Raw genomic sequence first — 22,304 nt, forward strand, 5'->3', positions numbered from 1 at the left:
ACTTCCCTCCCTTAATCATAAAACTTAATGGATTTCATCAACATTTTGGCTGTCTTTTCTTCTTCCTTCACATTTACTTGGCAACTTTTCTCAGAATCATTACCCCTCACTCTATATATAAATAAAATTCCTTGATGGCTATCTTTTGATTTAATATAGCTAAAAAACGAATATACGATATTATGTTTATAGTCCACCGAAATGTCTTTTTGCTTTTTGGCAAAGTAAATAGTTTTGTCATTATATTTTTGTGTCATATATGAACCGTTATAATTCGCATAGCCACCAGAGGATAATAAAAATAAATTGGTTTCAATATCCTCCATGTGCTCACCTCGTTCATATTGAAGATCTATAGAATACCGTAAATTTTCCTCTTTATTGTCCCATCCAATAGTCAATGCTTCAAAATCCTTTCCATGTTTTTCATACAGCCATTCTGCCACTACAGCGTCCTTCGGAAACCACATCGTATAGCCGCCTGTTTTTGATTTAAATAAGTAATACCCGTCCTTCACTTCCTTCGTCGATGCCATAAACTCGCGCGTATACTCATCTTGAAACGCTACCGTATTCGGCCATTTCTTCGGTTGTTCTTTTCCATCCATGTGACATCCTCCCGCCAGTATGAGTGCTGATAACCATAATGCTTGCCAACGGCTTCTCAATAGTACCAATTCCTTTCCATTGTTATCCATACTCCCCTATACGTATCATATGACGGTCCAACATGAGATAAAAAGTGACATTTTATCTATTTTTAGTATAGAAAGAACTGTGAATTTCGTCTGATTTTTGAGGGGGGGATAAAGGGGATTTTGATGATGTATAAAATTTTGTGTAAAGCATTGTGCTAGAAGGCCGGTGAAAGACCGCTGATTCCTTTGATTTCATGTAAAATTCGGGCTCTTTTAAATTCGTCTACATTACTTTTGATTAAAAAGCCATAATTAGCAAGAACCTTTGCAGTATCATCAAGCTCATCACATCCCGATCGGAGAACATTTTTAATCTTATTAGCATGGGGTTGTGGAACACGTAAAAATGCCCCCGTATAAGTATTACATATATAAAGATCCCCATTCTCTTCATGGGAAAGAATATTAAATCGCGATGCTACCCATCTATCATTCACATCTGATTTTACCTCTTTGGGAATAGTAGAAAACGGCTCCATTTTTCCCCCTCCTATAATCAAGGGGGGGCCCAAAAGGATCGGGATACCCTCTTTCGTTGCTATATACGTGCTGACTGCTTCTGCCGCACGATATGTTGTGCCTATCTTGAAGGCAGACAACCTTTTGGGTCAGCCTCCGATGACAAAAGAATATGATCAGCATCCTCCGCAGTTTGTGTTAGTCGGTGCAAAAGAAAGAAGAACGTCTTCTGCTGTTGGATTCAAGACATCGAAGCCTTTACTAATAATTTGAATCATTTCCCGATTCATGAAATTCACCTCCTTTCAATTCATTGTCTGACTGCTGTATATGTCTCTGTATATACTCAGCTACTGTATATGGGGGAGGTACATGTCCATAATCTACTTTTTCTCCGGTTGCAGTTATCCATGCATTTCCACTAGGAAATACAACTTTATGTCCAAAACTGATCAGCTTTTTAGCATTGTATTGTGTAACTTTTGCATCCCACATGTTTGGCCCATATTTGGGAAAAAGACAACAGGTCTTGGAGAGCATAAAACCAGCATGGTTAACAAATTATCAGCTACTCCGTTTGCACACTTCGCTAAAGTATTAGCAGTACAAGGCAAAATGATGAAAATATCCGCCCAGTCATGTAAAAAGGAATGAGGAACTCTATTTCGTGTATACTCCTTTGGAAAATCGTACATATCCTGATACGCAGGAGCATCAGCGTGCGCCGCCAAAAAATTGACATCAATAAATTTCTGAACGTTCGATGTACAAACTAGTCTAATGTTAGCATCTAGTTTTTCTCTAAAAACTCGTAAATACATAGGTAGTTCAACGTAACTATTCACCCCAGTGCTAGTGTATAAAAAAGCCCAGCACAAATAGGGCATTTCGGTCATAGAAAATGCCCTAGGTAGCGGAAAGAACTCGATCGATCGTTTCGCCTGCCAACAGAAGACATAACGAATCCCACACGTTTTTTTCGTGTTTCGTCAGTGTGGAAACGATGCTTCTTGCGATGCAAAACGACTGCGCGAATGTTTCTTCGCGAAACGTACCCGAAATGTTCTCTTTGACTTTGACCATGCGAAGATCGCGTTCGGCTTGGTTGTTATCAAAGGGAACATGTACTTCACGTAAGAAACGCAGCGCTTCTTCCTTTCGTTTTTGAAGGCGTCGAACAAAAGCGAGTGCTTTTTTCGGAAGAGGCGTCATCGTTTCTAATCGGTGTTGTGCTCTTTCTAGGATGCGATCATACACTCGTTCCCACCGTCTCGCTTCTTCTTCGGAAAGTGCACCGTGATGGGCTTCGACGGCTTGCTTGGCGGCTAACAGAAACGTGGTCATGCGCATCGCCCACGTATGCCCCTGTTCGATGAATCCTTTTAACTCACGCAAATGGTGGGCATGACAAAGGGCATGGGTGGCATGTGTGTATTTCGGATACGTACCGAACGCATCGTGCATCATCGTCCCTTCATATCGGGGAAGAATCCCGATATCATCGGTCGCTTTTTTTCCACGAGAAGCGTGAGGAGCCAAGTATGTATATCTCGATGTACACGCGACATGCACCCATGCGAGTTTCCCATTGATGCGCAAACTCGTTTCATCGACATGCAGGATGTTGGATTCAAGTAAGGCGTCTTCGATGATGTCCATATTGGATTCCAACGATTCGCGTCCTCGTTTCACCATATTGGCAAGAGTTCCCGTACTAATCGAGTGTTGATATAACGCTTCGATTGTATCACTTAAACGCTTGTACGGGATCAATTGGATATGATGTAAATAAACAACGAGCGCCGTGAGCCGTGGACCGTATTGCACATGATTCGTGACATGGGATGGGAATTCGGCTTGTTGCACGCATCGACAATGTGGACACGATTTCACTTCACGTTCATGTTGTGTCACCTCGATCGCCACAGGAGGGACATCAAACACTTGACGGATATCGACTTTGAACGGTTTGACTTCACGCAAAGAAGCTCCACATCCTTGACACGTATGCACACGGTGGACGACACGATGATGTGGATGTTCCACTTGACGGAGCGTCTTCCCCTCATGTCCCTCTTGCCCACCAAGCTTTTTGCCAGACGGCTCGCGGGAGGAACGCTTTTTCTCAAAACGGTCAGAAGATGGGGGCAAATGGCTATTGGAGCTGTTTTTTTTCGTGCGTGCTTCCAGCTCTTGAACACGGTACTTCAGTTGTTCATTTTCTTTGCGTAGCTGTTTGTTTTCTTTCAACAGTTGCTCAATGACTTGTTGTTGGTGAGTAATGAGCTGCTTTTGTTGTTGGGCTTTGCTGATTAAGCTTTCAACTGTAAATACAGCTTGTTGTACCGTCAACATGCGATTCACCTCCTTGTCTATCAATATTCACATCATGGACAGGAAAAGCAAAAAATATTCAGCTCACTTTATGATGTGGCTGAATAGTTACAGTTCAACAACTCCTGAAGAACCTGTAACGCCAACTAATATATTCAAGCTTAACACCTCCTTTACATTACAGTTTCTCTTGGCGCACCTTTTCTCTCATTAATTAATAACGAACATAAACTAGTAACTATACCCAAAGCACCTGCAATGAAGAAAAGATATTTTATATTGAAATAATCAACACTGACCCCAAAAATAAACTGGGCTACTGGCGTTGAAAGCATTGAAATTGCCATCATAATACTATTCACTCTTCCTAATAAATGAATAGGCACAGAACGTTGAACAAAAGTAGGTATAAGGACTCCTATAAAACCAGTCATTAAGCCAATTACGAAAACGAAAATTAGAATAATCAAAAAGTGTTGGGTGAAACATAGTGCGGCAATACCAGCAGCTTGTAAAAGAAAAGAGAAATATATAACCTTCAATTCAACCTTCTGAATGCTATTAACTGAAAAGATTAAACCAGTTAACAAACTTCCCATTGACATCGATGAATATATATATCCTAAATACTTAGCATCATCACTAACATTTTTAGCTAAAAAAGGGAACAGTACATTAACCCCGTTTGCTCCAATATTTACAAAAAACATAGTTATCACCAAATAAAAAAACATTTTTTGTCTATTCAAAAAACTAAAACCGAGTCGTAAATCCGAAAAGTAAGAAGTGTTGTCATTATTGTCGTTCATATTTTCAAGATGACTATTTTTAGAATCAATAAACAAAATGAAAAAAGTTGAAAATACATATAAGATAGACATGGCGATCAAAGAACGTTCGATTGAGATTGATTCAACCATCCAAGCGGCGATTAAAGGACCCAAAATGATCGTTGTTCTTACAACAGTGAAGTATTGACTATTGAGACGACTTAAATATTCAGTAGCGACTAATCTTGGCTTTATTGATTCTGAGGCTGACCAATAAAAAGCATCAATCGCTCCAAACAAAACGGAGACCATTATGAGAATGACAAAAGAGACAGTATGATCCCATAACAGAATAGCCAAAACTAACACAATGATTGCCCTTATTATGTCTGACAACCACAGAAACAACTTTGCCCCTATTCGATCAATAACCGGTCCGCAAAGAAGCCCAGCAATAAATCTCGACAAACCTAAGGAAAATAAAACTGCTCCCATCAAAAAACCTGATTGTAAAACGTCAGCAATATACCAAGCTATAACAACACTGTATATGATGTCCCCCAAGTTGGAAAGAAACGTTGCTATGCAAAATTTTGTAGCGTTCAAAATGATCCCCCTTAAAAAGATTGAGACTAGGCATGTCATGCACTTGTGAAACAGAACAAAAATTCGTTGAAGCGCTTCCTGTGCTTCGGCAAATCCTCGCAACGTTCGCCCTGCCCATTTCTCATTAAAATCTTGGATCGTCAAATACACGACTTTTTCCGCGGCTTCTAAACTGCTCAAACGGTTCATCCAATTCTATTCTAAAAATAAAAAACAACAAAAACTATTCCTGAAAATTAGACAATTTTCTACAAATTATGAGATGGAGAGGCGCAGTTTTCCTGAATGCGTCAAGACGTCTTGATCACCGCCAGCCATTCAGCGCCCTTTTGCCTCCATCAAAAACAACAGGCGCCCCCTCCGTTAGGGACGCCTGTTTCTGTTATTTTTTCAAATTGTAAAACGAGCGGATGCCCTGGTAAATGGCCGTGTGGCCGAGCTCGTCCTCAATGCGAAGCAATTGGTTGTATTTCGCGACGCGGTCCGTGCGCGACGGTGCTCCGGTTTTGATTTGGCCGGCGTTTGTCGCCACCGCGATGTCGGCGATCGTGCTGTCTTCCGTTTCGCCGGAGCGGTGCGAGATGACCGCCGTGTAGCCGGCGCGTTTCGCCATTTCGATGGCATCGAACGTTTCGGTCAGCGTGCCGATTTGGTTGACTTTAATTAAGATCGAGTTGCCGACGCCTTTTTCAATGCCTTCCGCCAATTTTTTCGTGTTCGTCACGAACAAATCGTCGCCGACGAGCTGCACTTTGCGGCCGAGCCGCTCGGTGAGCAGTTTATGGCCTTCCCAGTCGTTTTCATCGAGCCCGTCTTCGATCGAGATGATCGGATATTTCGAGACGAGCTCTTCATACCAAGCGACCATTTCTTCTGACGTTTTGACGACGCCTTCGCCTTCGAGGTGGTATTTGCCGTCTTCTTTGTTGTACAGCTCGGACGACGCGACGTCCATCGCGAGCATCACTTGTTCGCCCGGTTTGTAGCCGGCTTTTTCGATCGCTTCGATGATCGTTTGCAGCGCTTCTTCGTTCGATTTCAAGTTCGGGGCAAATCCGCCTTCGTCACCGACAGCGGTATTGTAGCCTTTCGCTTTTAGCACCGCTTTTAAGCTGTGGAAAATTTCCGCCCCCATGCGCAGCGCTTCGCGGAAGTTTTCCGCGCCGACCGGCATGATCATGAATTCTTGAATATCAACGTTGTTGTCCGCATGCGCGCCGCCGTTTAAAATGTTCATCATCGGCACCGGCAGCGTTTTGGCGTTAAAGCCGCCCAAGTATTGGTACAGCGGCAGGCCGAGTTCGTCCGCTGCCGCGCGGGCGACGGCGAGCGACACGCCTAAAATGGCGTTCGCGCCAAGTTTCCCTTTGTTTTCCGTGCCATCAAGTTCAATCAACGCGCGGTCGATCGCCACTTGGTCGGTGACTTCTAAGCCGATGATCTCCGGTGCGATCACTTCGTTGACGTTCTCCACCGCTTTTAATACCCCTTTGCCGAGGTAGCGGTTTTTGTCGCCGTCACGCAGTTCAACGGCTTCATATTCCCCGGTTGAGGCGCCGCTTGGCACGAGCGCGCGGCCGAAGCCGCCTTCTTCCGTATATACTTCTACTTCTACGGTTGGGTTGCCGCGCGAATCGAGCACTTCACGCGCATACACATCAATAATCGCAGACATATCGACACTCTCCTTTTCGATGTTGGTTATTTCAAGATTAACGTGTTTCCGGTCATTTCTTTCGGCTGCGGCAAGCCAAGCAAATCGAGCATCGTCGGCGCCAAATCGCCTAAAATGCCGTCTTTGCGCAGCTCGATGCCGTGTTTAGTGACAATCACCGGCACCGGATTCGTCGTATGGGCCGTTTGCGGCTTGCCATCTGGCGTCAACACTTCATCAGCGTTGCCGTGGTCGGCGGTAATGATCGCGATGCCGCCTTTGGCCAAAATGGCATCGACCACTTTGCCGAGGCACTCATCAACGGCTTCCACCGCTTTGATCGTCGGTTCGAGTTTGCCCGAATGGCCAACCATATCCGGGTTCGCGTAGTTCAAGATGATCGCATCGTACTTATCAGCCGCAATCTCTTTCAGCAGCGCGTCCGTCACTTCATAGGCGCTCATTTCCGGCTTTAGGTCGTACGTTGCCACTTTCGGCGAGTTGATCAAAATCCGGTCTTCGCCCGGAAACTTCTCTTCGCGGCCGCCGCTCATGAAAAACGTCACGTGCGGATATTTTTCCGTCTCGGCGATGCGCAATTGGCGCAAGCCGTGCTGCGACAACACTTCGCCAAGCGTGTTGTCAAGGTTCGTCGGCTTGAACGCCACGTACCCTTTCACCGTTTCACTGAAATGCGTCAAGCAGACAAAGAACAAATGCTTCGGATGCTTTGGCCCCCGGTCAAACTCACGAAAATCTTCGTTCGTGAACGTGTTTGAAATTTGGATCGCCCGGTCGGGGCGGAAATTATAGAAGATGATCGCGTCGTTGTCTTGAATCGTCGCCACCGGCTGGCCGTCTTCACGGACGATGACCGACGGCAGGACGAATTCGTCGTAAATGCCATGCTTATAGGAGTCTTCAATGCATTCAAGCGGATCGCGGTACGTCGGGCCTTCGCCGTACACCATGGCCCGATACGCTTTTTCCACGCGGTCCCACCGCTTGTCGCGGTCCATCGAGTAGTAGCGGCCCGATAACGTTGCGATTTCGCCGACGCCGTATTCCTTGATTTTTTCTTGCAGTTCTTTGATGTATTGCGGCGCCGTTTGCGGGCCGACGTCGCGGCCGTCCAAAAAGCCGTGGATGTACACGCGCTTCACGCCTTCTTTCGCCGCTAGGTGCAAAAGAGCGTACAAATGGTGAATATGGCTGTGCACCCCGCCGTCGGAAAGCAAGCCGAACAAATGCAAGCTCGTCCCATGCTGCTTCACATGGTTCATCGCCGCCAAAAACGTTTCATTGCGGTCAAACTCGCCTTCGCGAATGGCGATGTTCACCCGCGTCAAGCTTTGGTAGACGATGCGGCCGGCGCCGATGTTCAAATGTCCGACCTCCGAGTTGCCCATTTGCCCTTCCGGCAGCCCGACCGCCTCGCCGCACGCTTTCAATGTCGCGTGCGGATACTCGTTCCAATAGCGGTCAAAGTTCGGCTTTTTCGCTTGGGCGACCGCATTGCCGTACGTCTCCTCGCGCAGCGCAAACCCGTCCAAAATGATGAGGGCAACCGGTTTTTTACTCATGGCGCCCCACCTCCACCAATTGCAGGAACAAAGCCGGCTCGAGGCTCGCGCCGCCGACTAACGCGCCATCAATATGCTCTTGCGCCAGAAAATCGCGGATGTTGTCCGGCTTGACGCTGCCGCCGTATTGGATGCGGATCGCTTCTGCCGCTTCCGGGCCAAACAAGCGCGAGACGACCGAACGAATATGGCCGCAAACCTCATTCGCGTCTTCGGCGGTTGACGATTTGCCGGTGCCGATCGCCCAAATCGGCTCATAGGCGATAACCGCTTGCTTCACTTGGTCCGGCGTCAATCCCGCGAGCGCTTTTTCCACTTGTGAAGCGACGACGGCGTTCGTCTGCCCAGCTTCCCGTTCTTCGAGCGTCTCTCCGCAGCAAATAATCGGTATAAGCCCACGGGTGAAGGCCGCCAACACTTTTTTGTTCACCGTCTCATCCGTCTCGGCAAACATTTGCCGGCGCTCGGAATGGCCGAGGATGACATACGTAACGCCGATGTCTTTGAGCATGACCGGGCTCACTTCGCCGGTGTACGCCCCTTGGTCGGCAAAATGCATGTTTTGCGCCCCGATTTGCAAATCGGTGCCGTTTGTATTTTGCACTAACCGCTCTAAAAACAAAAACGGCGCACAAATGACAGAATCGACTTCCGCCTTGGGCGGTATCTGCCCTTTCACTTCCTCGACAAACTGAACAGCTTCCGCCAACGTTTTATGCATTTTCCAGTTGCCTGCAATGATCGGTTTTCTCATCGTTCACCTTTCCTTTCGCTAAGCGGCGTCCGCCGCCATTCGCCCCATTGGGCGCGATCGGTCATTTATCGTTTAACGCCACGACCCCGGGCAGCTGCTTGCCTTCCATAAACTCAAGCGAGGCGCCGCCGCCCGTGGAAATATGATCCATTTTTTCCGCCAAGCCGAATTTTTCCACCGCCGCCGCTGAGTCCCCGCCGCCGATGACCGAATACGTGTCGGTCGCTTCCGCCAATGCTTGGGCAACCGCTTTTGTCCCTTGGGCGAACGTCTCCATTTCAAAGACGCCCATCGGGCCGTTCCAAACGACAAGCTTGGACTGGCGAATGACATCGCGGTACCATTCGCGCGTTTTTGGCCCGATGTCAAGCGCCTCCCAATCGCTTGGGATCGCGTCGATCGGCACGACTTTCGTATTGGCGTCGTTGGCGAACCGATCCGCAACGACAACGTCAACCGGCATGTAAAAACGGACGCCTTTTTCTTTTGCTTTTTCCATAAACGATTTCGCCAGCTCGATTTTATCTTCTTCAAGCAGCGACTTGCCGACGTCATGGCCGAGCGCTTTCACGAACGTATACGCCAGCCCGCCGCCGATGATCAAGTTGTCGACTTTATCGAGCAAGTTGTCGATGACGCCGATTTTGTCTTTCACTTTCGCGCCGCCGATAATCGCCGTAAACGGGCGATCCGGATTCGAGAGCGCCTTGCCGAGCACTTCGAGTTCTTTTTCCATCAAAAAGCCAGCGACCGCCGGCAAGTGATGGGCGATCCCTTCCGTTGACGCGTGAGCGCGGTGGGCGGCGCCGAACGCATCGTTGACATACAGATCGGCCAACCCGGCCAACGCTTTGGCCAGCTCGGGATCGTTTTTCTCTTCGCCCGGTTCAAAGCGGACGTTCTCAAGCAAGAGTACATCGCCTTCTTGCAAGCGGGCAACCGCCGCGTTCACCTCATCGCCGACGACGTGATCCGTTTTCGCGACCGGGCGCCCAAGCAATTCGCCAAGCCGTTTAGCGACTGCATCGAGACGAAGCTCCTCGACGACTTTTCCTTTCGGGCGGCCGAGGTGGCTCGCCAAAATGACTTTCGCTCCGTTTTCGATCAAATAGCGAATCGTCGGGAGTGCGGCGCGAATGCGCGTATCATCGGTGATCGCGCCCTCTTCCATCGGCACGTTAAAATCGACGCGGCAAAAGACGCGTTTTCCTCTCACCTCAACATCGCGAATCGTCTTCTTGTTCATCGTTCGTGCCCCCTTTTGACTGCAGTTTCGACAAAGGAAAAGGAGAGGGGATCATTTCCCCGCTCCCCTCTATTTTCCTATTATAGACTTGAATGAATGAAAAACTCAATGCCGAGCCGGTCTTACAGCCCTTTGGAGGCAATGTAGGCGGCCAGATCTACGACGCGATGCGAATAGCCCGTTTCGTTGTCGTACCACGAAACGACTTTGACCATTTTGCCTTCAATGACCATCGTCGACAGCGCATCGATCGTCGATGACGCCGGGTTGCCGTTGTAGTCGCGCGAAACAAGCGGCTCTTCGCTGTAAGCCAAAATGCCTTTCAGCTCGCCCTCGGCTGCTGCTTTCAATGCCGCGTTCACTTCTTCGACCGTCACTTCTTTTTCCAGCTCAGCGACCAAGTCAACGACCGATACGTTCGGCGTTGGCACGCGCATCGCCATGCCGTTCAATTTGCCTTTCAATTCCGGCAAAACAAGGGCAACAGCCTTGGCGGCACCCGTCGTCGTCGGGATGATCGATTCTGCCGCCGCGCGGGCCCGGCGCAAATCTTTATGCGGCAAGTCCAAAATTTGTTGGTCGTTCGTATACGAGTGAACGGTCGTCATCATGCCGCGGACGATGCCGAATTTTTCGTGCAGCACTTTCGCAAACGGCGCCAAGCAGTTCGTCGTGCACGAAGCGTTCGAGATGACATGATGGGTCTGCGGATCGTATTTGTCTTGGTTGACGCCCATGACGATCGTGATGTCTTCGTTTTTCGCCGGAGCGGAAATGATCACTTTTTTCGCGCCCGCTTCCAAATGTTTCGCGGCGTCTTCGCGTTTCGTGAAGCGGCCGGTCGATTCGACGACGATGTCAACACCGATTTCGCCCCAGGCCAATTGCGCTGGATCACGTTCCGCTTTGACGATGATTTCTTTGCCGTTGACGACCAAGTTGTTGCCGTTCACTGACACTTCCGCGTCAAGCTGACCATGGACGGAGTCATATTTTAACAAATGCGCCAACGTATTGGCGTCCGTTAAATCGTTGACCGCCACCACTTCGATGTTCGGGTTTTTCAATGCCGCGCGGAACACGTTGCGCCCGATGCGGCCAAATCCGTTAATCCCAACTTTTACTGCCATGTCGTTCTCCTCCTTGAGATTTAAAATATCGGCAAGGGAGAAATCTCCCCTACTAACGCTTTTGCGGCTCCTTCGTCCGTCACCAAGAGCGAACGCGGGGCCTGTTTCATGTAGGCGCGAATGGCTTTGGCTTTCGACGCCCCTCCGGCAACGGCAATGACATGCTCGACATGCGGGAGATGTTCCAGTTGAATGCCGACCGTTTTCACTTTATGCACGACGTCGCCGCGTTCGTTGAAATAATAACCAAACGCTTCGGCGACCGCATGGCGGTCGATAATGGTTTCCATCTCGGCAGGCCGTGTGTTCCGCCGCTTGGCCATCGTCAACGCTTCACCGATGCCGTGGACGACCATGCGGCACGATTGGATGAGCTCCAACACTTCTTTCACTGCCGGCTCTTCGACAAGCGAGGCGTACGCTTCATCGCTCAAGTGGTCAGGGACATGAAGAAGGCGGTAACGGCCAGTGGCTTTTTCCGCCATTTTGGCGCAAATGGTGTTGGCTTGATTCTCCACGTCTTCGCCAAGCCCGCCGCGCGCCGGCACGAACAGCACGTCATGCAGCTTCGCATCCGGCGTCATCATCTCCGCGACCGCCGCCATCGTCGTTCCGCCAGCCACGGCGACAATATCTCCGGGCCGGAGCTGTTCTTTCATGCAGGCGACGCACGCTCTTCCCATTTCTTTTTTTACCCAAGGAGAACGGTCGCTATCCCCCGCCACCACGACGACACGGGCAATATTCAGCCGCTGCTGCAGCGCCATCTCCAGCTCTTTGAGCCCGAGCGCCTCCCGCATAAAATCATTGAGCGTTTGCAGGAGCTCGCGGCCTTCCTCCGTCAGCCGCATCCCCGACACATCGGCCGAAAGCAAGTTTTGCCCTTTTAAAAACTCCGTTTCCGACCGGAGCACCCGCTCGCTCATACCGAGGCTCGCTGCCAGCGCCCGCCGCCCGATCGGCGCCATAAGGGAAATCGAATGCAGAATCTCGTACCGTTTTTGCATAATTTCAAGCAAATCAGGCAATAATTTTTTTTGCGCCTCTAATAACGATCGCATCGGCTCTTTCTCCTCGGTTTGACATAGGGACGTTATATGTCCCGGTGTGACATATTATGTCCCACCACTTCATAAAAAATTCCTCCCGCGCCATGTCCATTATAACAGGAGGCGGCGGGGCGTTCAACTGTTTTGCGCCGCCCGCAACCGTTTTCTCACTGTTTCTTTTTCAATCATTCCATAGGCGATTGTCTCGCCGCTGAGTTCCACGACGGGAATCATCAGCTGGTATTTTTCGAGCAGCGCATCATCTTGATAAATATCGATTTCTTCGATCGTAAAGGCCATGTCCGCCTGCAGCTCCATCAACACCGCTTTGGCTTTTTCACAAAGCGGGCAGTTGGTTTTCGTATACAAACGAATGTGCATGAGCTTCTCCCCTTCTTCCATCTTATTCATGATTTACAAGTTCGTGTATTGTTTCCGCTTCGCCGAGGACGGAATGCGCAGCTGCTCGCGGTACTTCGTCACCGTTCGCCGCGAGATGGCGATGCCGTGCCGTTCGTGAAGCAAATCGGCGAGCTGCTGGTCGGAAAGCGGTGCTTGCGGGTCTTCGGCGGCGATCAGCTCTTGGATGATCGCTTTCACTTGGGTCGACGAAGCGGCCTCATCTGTCGCCTCGGCGGTAGCGGCGCTCGAAAAAAAGCGGCGCAGCTCGACCGTGCCGAACGGCGTTTGCGCATATTTATAGCGCACCGCGCGGCTCACCGTCGATTCATGCACCCCCAGTTCCTCGGCCACCTCGCGCATCGTCATCGGTTTGAGCGCGGACAGCCCGAATTCGAAGCACGGGCGCTGCCGTTCCACGATGACCGCCATTAGCTGAAGCAGCGTCTGCTTGCGCTGTTCCAGACTTTTCGCGAGCCACGCAAACTGCCGATATTTTTCTTTGATAAACTGTTCGGCCTGCCGGTCGCCGGAGGCGGCAATGCGCTGCTCGTACTCCCGGTTCCACCCGAGCTCCGGATGGATGTCGTCATTGTAGGCGACCACCCAGTCTCCATCCGCCCCCCTGGCGACGATCACATCCGGCACTACTAAAGGCGGTTTGTCGCTCGAATAGTGAATGCCCGGCCGCGGCTCGAGCGAGCGAATGAGCTCAAAGACGCGCTGCAGTTCGCCAAGACCGACGCCAAGCTGCTTGGCCAACGTTTTCCACGACTTTTCCGCAAAGGGGACAAAATGGCAGCGGACGATCGTTTCCGCCAGCTCGTCGCGCTCTGGAAGGCGTTCGAGCTGCAAACGAAGGCACTCGGCCAAATCACGCGCCCCGACTCCCGGTGGGTCGAGCGACTGAACGAGGCGCAGTCCCCGCTCCATCTCTTGTTCTGACGCAGAAAATTGCGCCGCCAGCTCAACGAGCGGGACACGCAAATAGCCGTCCTCATCAAGCGAAGCGATGAGACAACGAACGATGCGCTCATCCCGATCGGCCAGCTTGAGCGAAGGCAGCTGTGAAAGCAAATGGCCGACGAGCGTCTCCTGCCGGGCCCCGATGTTCTCCAGCCACTGCTTTTGATCCCGTTCCGTCCGATGGGCCCGCTGCCGCCCCCGGCTGCGGCGAATTTCCAAAAACGGGTTTTCCAGCGACCGCTCATATAAAAACGCTTCCAAATCCACCGCGGAATACTGAAGCAGTTCAATCGCCTGCACAAGTTCCTTTGTCAGCGCCAACTGCAGCCGCTGCTCCTGCCTTAACTCCGCCCTCATCGTCACGCCCCCTTTTCTTTTATTGTACACGACGGGAAGGGGAGGAGGTAGGAGAAATTTTTGACGGTCCTTCCGCGCAGTACACACGTTGAAAAAAACTCTCATCAAAAGTTGTACTTGCCTTCGGATTCTATCGTTTTTTTCGGGATTCCCAAAAAATGAAAAACGACCGCAAACGCGGTCGTATCAAGGGATTTGGGAATCTCAATCCGAACTTGTCGGATAATTGGAACGCCCTCGGCAGGATTCGAACCCACGCTAAGAGAACCGGAATCTCTCGTGCTATCCACTACACTACGAGGGCATGTTGTCAAATTTGTTTTTCCGTTCCGTTGCATGTTCCATTATAGCATGATTCGTAAAAAATGCAAGAGGAAAAATGAAATAAACAAAAAGGAATCATTGGAAACGCGTGCTAGCACTTCGTTTGTTGCGCGGCTCGATCCTCTGGCACGAAGGCGCGCCATCGCGCATGGCACATGTGGCGATTAAAAAAAGAAAAAAGCGGTTATGATGAAAAGAGGGATGACGACCGCTGTTCGCGAATATGTATGGTGAAGGAGAAGGCGTTTTGTTTGACCTTCATTGACCATTCATGTATGATGAAAACGTACATATCGATTGGTTGACTAGGAAAAGGAGGCGTTTGGCATGTATTTAATTCCTACCGTTATTGAGCAAACTAACCGCGGGGAGCGGGCGTATGACATTTACTCGCGGCTGTTGAAAGACCGCATTATTTTCCTCGGCAGCCCGATCGACGATCAAGTGGCCAACTCGATCGTCTCGCAGCTGTTGTTTTTGGCGGCGGAAGACCCGGACAAAGACATTTCCTTGTACATCAATAGCCCGGGCGGCTCGATCACAGCCGGCTTAGCCATTTACGACACGATGCAGTTCATCAAGCCGGATGTCTCGACGATTTGCATCGGCATGGCCGCTTCCATGGGGGCGTTTTTGCTGGCCGCTGGCGCAAAAGGGAAACGATTCGCTCTGCCGAACAGCGAAGTCATGATTCACCAGCCGCTCGGCGGCGCTCAAGGGCAGGCGACGGAAATCGAGATCGCGGCGAAGCGCATTTTGTTCCTGCGCGACAAATTGAACCGCATCTTATCGGAAAACACCGGCCAGCCGCTCGAAGTAATCGAGCGCGATACCGACCGCGACAACTTCATGACGGCGCAAAAAGCGCAGGAATACGGCATTATCGACCGCGTGTTGACGCGCGCTGATGAAAAATAATGCCGGTTCCGCATCAAAAGGGTGTCCCGCGATGTGTTGGGACACCCTTTCGTCTTGTCAGCGCTTCCCTTGATGAGGCGAGGCCGACCAACGAGCCGGAGCGCGGCGCCTCTTTTACTTCTCTTTTTGCACATAAGCCGCCAATTTTTCGACCGCCTCTTGCTCATCCGGGCCGTCGGCAATGAGCGTAATGACCGCGCCATGGCCGACCGCTAGGCTCATCAATCCCATGATGCTTTTCGCGTTGACCCGTTTTCCGTCCTTCTCTAAAAACACGTCGGCGGAAAAACGGTTCGCTTCTTGGACGAACAGCGCTGCCGGGCGCGCCTGCAGCCCGGTTTTTAATTTCACTTCGACTTGTTTTTCGACCATTCTCCATCTCCCCTTCACAGCGATTTATGGAAATCGATCGGCTTCCCCGCCCGCAGCCGCTCCGCGATTTCATCGATTTTGCGCAGCCGGTGGTTGATGCCGGATTTGCTGATTTTTCCGCCCGTCACCATCTCGCCAAGCTCCTTCAAGGTCACGTCTTGATGTTCGATGCGCAGTTTGGCGATTTCCCGCAGCTTTTCCGGCAGTGAATCGAGCCCGATCGTCTCATCGATGTACCGGATGTTTTCAACTTGCCGGAGCGCAGCGCCGATCGTTTTGTTTAAGTTGGCTGTTTCGCAGTTGACGAGCCGGTTGACCGAGTTGCGCATGTCGCGGACGATGCGGATGTCTTCAAAGCGGAGCAGCGCCTGATGTGCGCCGATGATGTTGAGAAACTCGGCAATTTTCTCCGCCTCTTTTAAATACGTAATAAACCCCTTTTTTCGTTCCAACGTTTTGGCGTTTAAGAAAAAGTATCTGTTCATTAATTCACATAGAGAGTGATTATGCTCTTCGTATAAGGAAAAAATCTCCAAATGATACGACGACGTCTCGGGATTGTTCACTGAACCGCCGGCCAAAAACGCTCCGCGCAAATAGGAACGTTTGCAGCATTTCTTCTTGACGAGCTCTGGGGAAATATCACGGATGAGCGAAAAGCCGCTGTCGATGATGTGGAGCTCGCGAAGCAAAGAGGCTGCACCGTCAGTGATGCGGACGATATACACGTTGTTTTTTTTCAGCCGCATTTTTTTGCGCACCAACAATTCAACGGCGGCCTCATACCCTTTTTTCAGCAACGTATAAATACGCCGGGCGATCGCCGCGTTTTCGGTCTGAACGTCAACGATCATCCGCCCGCCGGAAAACGACAAAGAACCGTTCATGCGCAGCAAAGCCGACAGCTCCGCCCGCAAGCAGCAAGGCTTCAATTCTAAATGGGTCAGTTCCTTTTTCGTTTCGGATGCGAAAGACACGGTACTCCACCTCCATTCGTTCCCCGCATCGGCCGGTTGGAGGTGCCATCTTCGGCGCGTCCATTGGAAGCAGCGCCTGACAGGCGGTGAACTTCTTCCCCCGCAACCTAATGGCGGGGAAGAAGCCCGAGAAGAAGGGCGGCGACTTTCGCCGTATTATGGCGGATCACTCCATCTTCATACGCAACGATGTCCTCGCGGATGACTTGCAATGAAAGCCCGCTGCTGTCGTCGCGCACCGGCTCAGCCCGCTCCGCTTCGTAGCGGTGGCGGATCGCTTCGGGAATCGTCCCGTTATTGACGATCACCGCGTCCAAAAACGGGCCGCCAAGATGAGCGTGAAGCGCCTCCACATGGTCGCTCACCGTATAGTGCGGCGTCTCGCCGGCCTGGGTCATAATGTTGCATATATATACTTTTTTCGCCTTGGCTTTGCACACTTCCTGCCCGATTTTCGGCACGAGCAAATTCGGCAAAATGCTCGTGTACAAGCTCCCCGGGCCGATGACAATCAAATCGGCGCTCCGAATCGCCTCAACGGTTTCCGGCAGCGGTTCAATATCTTGCGGGGTCAAAAACACCCTCTTGATTTTTTTTCCCGCATCCGGAATTTTTGACTCCCCGGAGACGATGGATCCATCTTCCATCTCGGCGTGCAGCACGACGCTTTTGTTGGCCGCCGGCAACACTTGGCCGCGCACATTGAGCACTTTGCTCATCTCGCGAATCGCCTTCATAAAGTCGCCGGTGATCGAAGTGAGCGCCGCCAAGATTAAATTGCCGAGCGAATGGCCGGATAAGCCGTTGCCGTTTTGAAAACGATGCTGAAACAGCTCGACAATGAGCGGTTCGACGTCAGACAGCGCCGCCAACACATTGCGCACGTCCCCCGGCGGCGGGACGCGCAGCTCATCACGCAGCCGGCCGGAGCTTCCCCCGTCATCGGCAACGGTGACAATCGCAGTCAAATCGAGCGAATATTGCTTGAGCCCCCGCAACAACACGGGAAGCCCTGTTCCGCCGCCGATGACGACCAATTTCGCTGCTCGTTTGTCTCTCATCGGTTCGTTTCCTTTCTCCTCTCGATGTCCCGGTGTGAGACCACCGTTTTGTAGTCAGCCGAAAAATGGCGGGCGATATATTCCGCCAACGCGACCGAGCGATGCTGCCCGCCGGTGCAACCGATGGCGATCACCAGCTGGCTTTTTCCTTCGCGCTGGTAATACGGCAGCATGAACGCCAATAAGTCAATCAATTTTTCCAAAAATTTTTGCGTTTCTCCCCATTTCAGCACATAGGACGACACTTCATCATCGAGCCCGGTCTTCGGCCGCATATGTTCAATGTAATGCGGGTTCGGCAAAAAGCGCACATCAAACACCAGATCGGCGTCAATCGGCAGGCCGTACTTAAAGCCGAACGACATGACGTTGACCGTAAATCCGGACTGCGCGTGTGTTGAAAACTGGCGGATGATTTTCTCCCGCAGCTCGCGCGGCTTGAGCCCGGTCGTATCGTAAATGATTTGCGCCCGCCCTTTAATTTCCTCCAGCAGCCTCCGTTCCAAGCGAATCCCCTCGAGCGGGGGCTCGTTCGGCGCGAGCGGATGGGTCCGCCGCGTTTCTTTATAGCGCGCGACCAACGTCGAATCTTGCGCATCCAAAAACAAAATTTGCGGAACAATCGCCGCTTGTTCAGACAGCTCATCGAGCGCCGCAAACAAATGGTCGAAAAAATCGCGGCTGCGCAAGTCCATCACAAGCGCGACTTTGTTCATTTTGTTCCCCGATTCCTTCACAAGCTCCAAAAACTTTGGCAATAGCGTCGGCGGCAAATTGTCAACGCAAAAAAAACCGAGGTCTTCAAAGCTTTGAATGGCCACCGTTTTCCCCGCCCCGGACATGCCGGTGATAATGACGAGCTGAATCGGCGGCGCTCCCCCGTTTTGTCCCATCTCCGCACCTCCTCTCCGTCAGCTCGGGTCAAGCCGATAGGAAAGCAACTCAAAATCTTCCGTATAGACGAACGTTCCATACAATATCCCATCGCCTTTGACCGCATACTCGACAATATGATAATCGCCCGGAGCCATCGGAAGCGACGGGAGCGCTTCGAGTTCATGCCAAGCGAGCGTTCCTTCTTCGGATGAGGCGACGTTTTCCCCGATGAACTCATCGGCAAAAAACGTAAACATCATCCACTCTGACACCGTCTCGCTTCCGTTTTTTATCACGATCGTAAATACCCCTTTCAGACGAGGCTGTTTCAAGTAGATGCCCGTCTCTTCCCGGTATTCGCGAATGCACGCTTCACGCACCGTCTCGCCCGGCTCCATTTTGCCGCCCGGAGCGGCCCACCAGCCGCGCTTCGGCTTTTGCAAAAGCAATACGCGACCGTCTTGATACAATATGCAGTTCGTCACCCGTTGCAATTCGTTCACCTCAACTATGAGCCAACCCTTTGTCTAGTCGTTGCTATTTTCATTTTACCATAAATAGTTAAGCGTCTCCAATCGCGAAATGGTTGGAAACGAAAGCCGCCGGGAAACAGCGACGAGCGGGCGGCTAACCTCGTTTCTCCAATAGAAAAAGCTCTGCCGCATCGGCATCGCCTTTCACACGCTCCCCCATTGCTCAAGAGAAGCAACCGTTTTTCACCGGCCTTCTCGGCGGTTCGTCAACAAAGGCGGGCGTACAAAAAAGAGGCGCGGACAGACGCCCGCGCCAACAGCAAGAATCTATATAAAAGGGGGTCAATTACTTACTTATAGCATACGACAACTGTGTTGCATTCGTGTTACAGCTGGGTTAAATCCCCATTACGGTTTTGTTGCGATTTCATGACCGGTTATTGGACTTGTTGCGCCTTCTGTTGTTCTTTCAACTCTTCCACGTAATGTTGGGCGCTTTGCGCGGCGATGCTGCCGTCGCCGGTCGCCGTCACGATTTGCCGGAGCGTTTTTTCGCGCACATCGCCAGCGGCAAAAATGCCCGGCACTTTCGTTTCCATTTTTTCGTTCGTGACAATATAGCCGTTTTCGTTTGTGATGCCAAGATGGGCAAACGGCTTCGAGAGCGGCACCATCCCGATGTAAATAAAGACGCCATCGCACGGGAATTCGCGTTCTTCCCCTGTCTCCGTATGCACGAGCGTCACGCTGCCGACTTTGCCGTCCTTTTCGTTGATTTGTTTGACCGTATGATTCCAGATAAAATCGATTTTCTCATTGGCGAACGCCCGATCTTGCAAAATTTTTTGCGCCCGCAGCTTGTCGCGGCGGTGAACGATCGTCACTTTCCTAGCAAAGCGCGTCAAATAGACGCCTTCCTCGACCGCTGAATCGCCGCCGCCAACGACGACCAAGTCTTTTCCTTTGAAAAATGCCCCGTCGCACACCGCACAGTAGGAAACGCCGCGGCCGCCCAGCTCCGCTTCCCCCGGCACGCCGAGCTTTTTGTATTCGGCGCCGGTGGCGATAATGACCGCGCGCGCTTTATACTGTTTGTCACCGACGACCACCGTTTTATATGACTCGCCGTCGATGATCTCCTTGACATCACCGTAAGCGTATTCGGCGCCAAATTTTTTGGCGTGTTCAAACATTTTCGTCGCCAATTCGGGGCCTAGAATCGTCTCAAATCCGGGATAGTTCTCGACTTCCTCGGTGTTGACCATCTGTCCCCCCGGAACGCCGCGCTCAATCATGAGCGTCGACAAGTTGGCGCGCGATGTATACACAGCCGCCGTTAGCCCAGCCGGCCCGGCTCCGGCGATGATGACATCGTAAATCTTTTCATCTGCCACAACGTCCACTCCTTCGCTCAAAAGTCGCTTCATTTCCATCGTATCCGAGTCGGCGGCCAACGTCTATTGATTTGCTCATACCGAGGCGTTTTCCGCGCAAATCCCGTCGGCGAGCGGCGGAGTTCCTCCTCAGGTGGAAGACAAAATGTTGCCCGTGGAACGTTTTCGTCAAAATCCCTCGCCGGCACGCGGTGATGTCCATCCTCAAACAGAGGGCGACCGCTGCCCATGGAACGTTTCCTCGCCCGCCCTCGCTCTTTGAAAGGGCTTCGAACGACCGCTGCATTAGCGAAAGTCTGTTTGACGGCCATCGCCGTTTATGGATCAAAACGGCGCGCTTTTCGCACGTATTTTTGCACTGTAGCCACCGAAAGACGGTATTTGGCGGCCATTCCTTTTTGCGTCACGCGCTCGCCTCGCTGACGGCGCCAAAGGTATTCCAACGCCGCCGCCCACGCTGCGCCGTTCGCAAACGGTTCATCTTGCGCCGACAAGCGGATAGCCATCGCAAAGGCGAAGCGACCGATCGCTTCTTTTTCCTCATTATGCGCCGAAAGCGCATCAATCATGCGACCGATGTTCACCGCCCGCATGGCGGGACCGTCAGCGCGGCCAAATAGAAAATAGTCGGCAAACGGGCGCAAGCGCGGGTCCGATGGAAGCAAGCGACTGATCGCCAACGCCAGTTCCGCTTTTCCTGCCTGCGGCGAACGGCTGAACAAATACAGCCCGTACAACTGGTCGGCCAATTCTTCTGTCTCAAGCCAGCGGACGATGCGCACAAGCGTCTCGTCGCCAAACGTACGCTCCATCCAAGGCCCTTCCCCACGCTTTTCCGGATGCAGCGCGGCAAAACGCTCCCACACTTGGCGGGCGAGCGGCTCATGGCCAGTATGATAGGCCGCGTAAGCCAGCCAATAGTAAAACGGCCCATCGGCCTCAAATCCGTATTTGTACAAGCGGTGCAGCCAACGAAACGCCACATCGAAACGCCCGACTAATGCCATGGTCGCGCCCAGCTTGTATTGATGTTCGCGAAAAAGCGGATACAAACCGGCCAACGTGTCGCCGAGCGCTGCGGTCTGCTGCTCATCGCGCAGATAATGGGCAAACACAAGCGCGTTGCAAAGCGCATGCAAATTGCCGGGATCGTGCGCCAGCACTTCCTCCAATTGGCGCTGCGCTCGCTCCACATCGCCGCTGTAAAAATAAGCGAGCGCCAAATTGTTGTGCGCCGGCCAAAATTCCGGGCGGCAGGCGATGATCGCCTTCAGCGTCTCGATCGCCTCCGCAAATTCGCCTTGCTCCAGCAAATAGCGAGCCCGCTCCTGCCAAGCCATGACCTGCTCCTGCTCCTCTGTCATCTCTTGAACGTCAAACTTGACCAGCTCAAGCAAGTCAGCGGCATCGTCGGCAAACTCGCCGTCCGGTTCATGCGTCAAATAGTGTTCGGCATATTGCCGCGCCTCTTGGAACAAGCCAAGACAGGCGAAATTGTTGGCCAAAAAGTAAAAACAGTCGTACATCGTTTCATCCAAATCATGGATGATGGCAAACAGCCATTGATTGGAACTTTGGTATTCGCCGAGTTCCGACAGGACAAGAGCGAGCTGCAGAACGAACGAAGCGTCCCGTCCATCAAGACGGACGGCACGCTCCAAATATTTTTTGGCTTTGTATAAATCGCCTCGATCGTACGCTTTCATGCCTTTTTTAAAAAAATACTCCCCGCTCTGAATGAACGGCACAATCGTCGATTTTCTTGATGGTTGCTTCAGTCGTTTTCCCATTCTATCCTCCGTTGTTCGCAAACTTCATCGAACAACAGTATACCATATGAACAGTGAAAATAAGCAAGAAACTTCCGGATTCATCGCCTGCTTCTTGACAGTCGGCGCAACAGA

Annotated in this window: 20 protein-coding genes, 1 tRNA gene and 1 pseudogene; 1 reads left to right on the forward strand and 21 read right to left on the reverse strand. The window is 51.4% G+C overall.

Annotation, left to right across the window (positions count from 1 at the left end; genetic code table 11):
* Window positions 1-11: 11 nt before the first annotated feature.
* The 14 genes and pseudogenes from NST29_RS15725 to NST29_RS15790 form a co-directional block, all read right to left on the reverse strand.
* The gene (locus tag NST29_RS15725) at window positions 12-608 is read right to left on the reverse strand and encodes a hypothetical protein (RefSeq protein ID WP_033843093.1); all 597 of its coding nucleotides are present in this window, start codon (window positions 606-608) and stop codon (window positions 12-14) included.
* Window positions 609-853: 245 nt separating this feature from the next.
* A complete protein-coding gene (locus NST29_RS15730; protein ID WP_033843090.1) occupies window positions 854-1,177 on the reverse strand; it encodes a hypothetical protein in 324 nt (107 codons plus the stop codon).
* 886 nt (window positions 1,178-2,063) lie between these two features.
* Window positions 2,064-3,512, reverse strand: a complete 1,449-nt coding sequence (locus tag NST29_RS15735; RefSeq protein WP_033019592.1) for an IS66-like element ISGst1 family transposase — start codon at window positions 3,510-3,512, stop codon at window positions 2,064-2,066.
* Window positions 3,513-3,664: 152 nt separating this feature from the next.
* Entirely contained in the window at window positions 3,665-4,906 is a 1,242-nt protein-coding gene (locus tag NST29_RS15740) for an MFS transporter (RefSeq protein ID WP_033844758.1), read from the reverse strand.
* A gap of 18 nt (window positions 4,907-4,924) precedes the next feature.
* Window positions 4,925-5,056: pseudogene (locus NST29_RS15745) on the reverse strand (IS256 family transposase); the annotation flags it as partial.
* Window positions 5,057-5,249: 193 nt separating this feature from the next.
* Window positions 5,250-6,542 carry a phosphopyruvate hydratase gene (gene eno / locus NST29_RS15750; protein ID WP_033843088.1) on the reverse strand — a complete coding sequence of 431 codons (1,293 nt, stop codon included), beginning with the start codon at window positions 6,540-6,542 and terminating at the stop codon, window positions 5,250-5,252.
* Between the two features lie 26 nt (window positions 6,543-6,568).
* Window positions 6,569-8,104, reverse strand: a complete 1,536-nt coding sequence (gene gpmI / locus NST29_RS15755; protein ID WP_033843087.1) for a 2,3-bisphosphoglycerate-independent phosphoglycerate mutase — start codon at window positions 8,102-8,104, stop codon at window positions 6,569-6,571.
* Window positions 8,097-8,858 (reverse strand): triose-phosphate isomerase, encoded by a 762-nt coding sequence (gene tpiA, locus NST29_RS15760; protein WP_061912389.1) that lies wholly within the window; start codon window positions 8,856-8,858, stop codon window positions 8,097-8,099. The genes gpmI and tpiA overlap by 8 nt, the downstream gene beginning before the upstream one ends.
* A gap of 61 nt (window positions 8,859-8,919) precedes the next feature.
* Window positions 8,920-10,104, reverse strand: a complete 1,185-nt coding sequence (locus tag NST29_RS15765) for a phosphoglycerate kinase (RefSeq protein WP_061912388.1) — start codon at window positions 10,102-10,104, stop codon at window positions 8,920-8,922.
* Between the two features lie 122 nt (window positions 10,105-10,226).
* The gene (gap, locus tag NST29_RS15770; RefSeq protein WP_061912387.1) at window positions 10,227-11,234 is read right to left on the reverse strand and encodes a type I glyceraldehyde-3-phosphate dehydrogenase; all 1,008 of its coding nucleotides are present in this window, start codon (window positions 11,232-11,234) and stop codon (window positions 10,227-10,229) included.
* A 20-nt stretch (window positions 11,235-11,254) separates the two neighbouring features.
* Entirely contained in the window at window positions 11,255-12,295 is a 1,041-nt protein-coding gene (locus NST29_RS15775) for a sugar-binding domain-containing protein (protein ID WP_061912386.1), read from the reverse strand.
* Window positions 12,296-12,418: 123 nt separating this feature from the next.
* Window positions 12,419-12,664, reverse strand: a complete 246-nt coding sequence (locus NST29_RS15780; protein ID WP_061912385.1) for a glutaredoxin family protein — start codon at window positions 12,662-12,664, stop codon at window positions 12,419-12,421.
* A gap of 33 nt (window positions 12,665-12,697) precedes the next feature.
* Entirely contained in the window at window positions 12,698-14,005 is a 1,308-nt protein-coding gene (rpoN, locus tag NST29_RS15785; protein WP_061912384.1) for an RNA polymerase factor sigma-54, read from the reverse strand.
* A gap of 232 nt (window positions 14,006-14,237) precedes the next feature.
* Window positions 14,238-14,309: transfer RNA gene (locus tag NST29_RS15790), tRNA-Arg, on the reverse strand.
* Between the two features lie 347 nt (window positions 14,310-14,656).
* Here NST29_RS15790 and clpP point away from each other — a divergent pair.
* Window positions 14,657-15,247 (forward strand): ATP-dependent Clp endopeptidase proteolytic subunit ClpP, encoded by a 591-nt coding sequence (gene clpP / locus NST29_RS15795; RefSeq protein WP_033021504.1) that lies wholly within the window; start codon window positions 14,657-14,659, stop codon window positions 15,245-15,247.
* Between the two features lie 114 nt (window positions 15,248-15,361).
* Here clpP and NST29_RS15800 read toward each other — a convergent pair whose 3' ends face one another.
* The 7 genes from NST29_RS15800 to NST29_RS15830 form a co-directional block, all read right to left on the reverse strand.
* On the reverse strand, window positions 15,362-15,619 hold the full coding sequence (locus tag NST29_RS15800; protein WP_033021507.1) for an HPr family phosphocarrier protein: 258 nt from the start codon (window positions 15,617-15,619) through the stop codon (window positions 15,362-15,364).
* A 14-nt stretch (window positions 15,620-15,633) separates the two neighbouring features.
* Window positions 15,634-16,596: a DNA-binding protein WhiA gene (gene whiA / locus NST29_RS15805; RefSeq protein ID WP_061912383.1), complete on the reverse strand. Its 963-nt coding sequence runs from the start codon at window positions 16,594-16,596 to the stop codon at window positions 15,634-15,636.
* Window positions 16,597-16,703: 107 nt separating this feature from the next.
* Complete coding sequence (locus NST29_RS15810) at window positions 16,704-17,657, reverse strand: YvcK family protein (RefSeq protein ID WP_033021512.1); 954 nt, start codon at window positions 17,655-17,657, stop codon at window positions 16,704-16,706.
* A complete protein-coding gene (gene rapZ, locus NST29_RS15815) occupies window positions 17,654-18,550 on the reverse strand; it encodes an RNase adapter RapZ (protein ID WP_033021514.1) in 897 nt (298 codons plus the stop codon). The genes NST29_RS15810 and rapZ overlap by 4 nt, the downstream gene beginning before the upstream one ends.
* 18 nt (window positions 18,551-18,568) lie before the next feature.
* A complete protein-coding gene (locus NST29_RS15820; RefSeq protein WP_033021541.1) occupies window positions 18,569-19,027 on the reverse strand; it encodes an 8-oxo-dGTP diphosphatase in 459 nt (152 codons plus the stop codon).
* 416 nt (window positions 19,028-19,443) lie between these two features.
* Window positions 19,444-20,400 carry a thioredoxin-disulfide reductase gene (gene trxB / locus NST29_RS15825; protein ID WP_033021515.1) on the reverse strand — a complete coding sequence of 319 codons (957 nt, stop codon included), beginning with the start codon at window positions 20,398-20,400 and terminating at the stop codon, window positions 19,444-19,446.
* A 317-nt stretch (window positions 20,401-20,717) separates the two neighbouring features.
* The gene (locus NST29_RS15830) at window positions 20,718-22,190 is read right to left on the reverse strand and encodes a tetratricopeptide repeat protein (RefSeq protein WP_033843085.1); all 1,473 of its coding nucleotides are present in this window, start codon (window positions 22,188-22,190) and stop codon (window positions 20,718-20,720) included.
* Window positions 22,191-22,304: the final 114 nt, after the last annotated feature.

It is taken from the genome of Geobacillus sp. FSL W8-0026 (genome assembly GCF_037966255.1).
Classification (GTDB): domain Bacteria; phylum Bacillota; class Bacilli; order Bacillales; family Anoxybacillaceae; genus Geobacillus; species Geobacillus icigianus.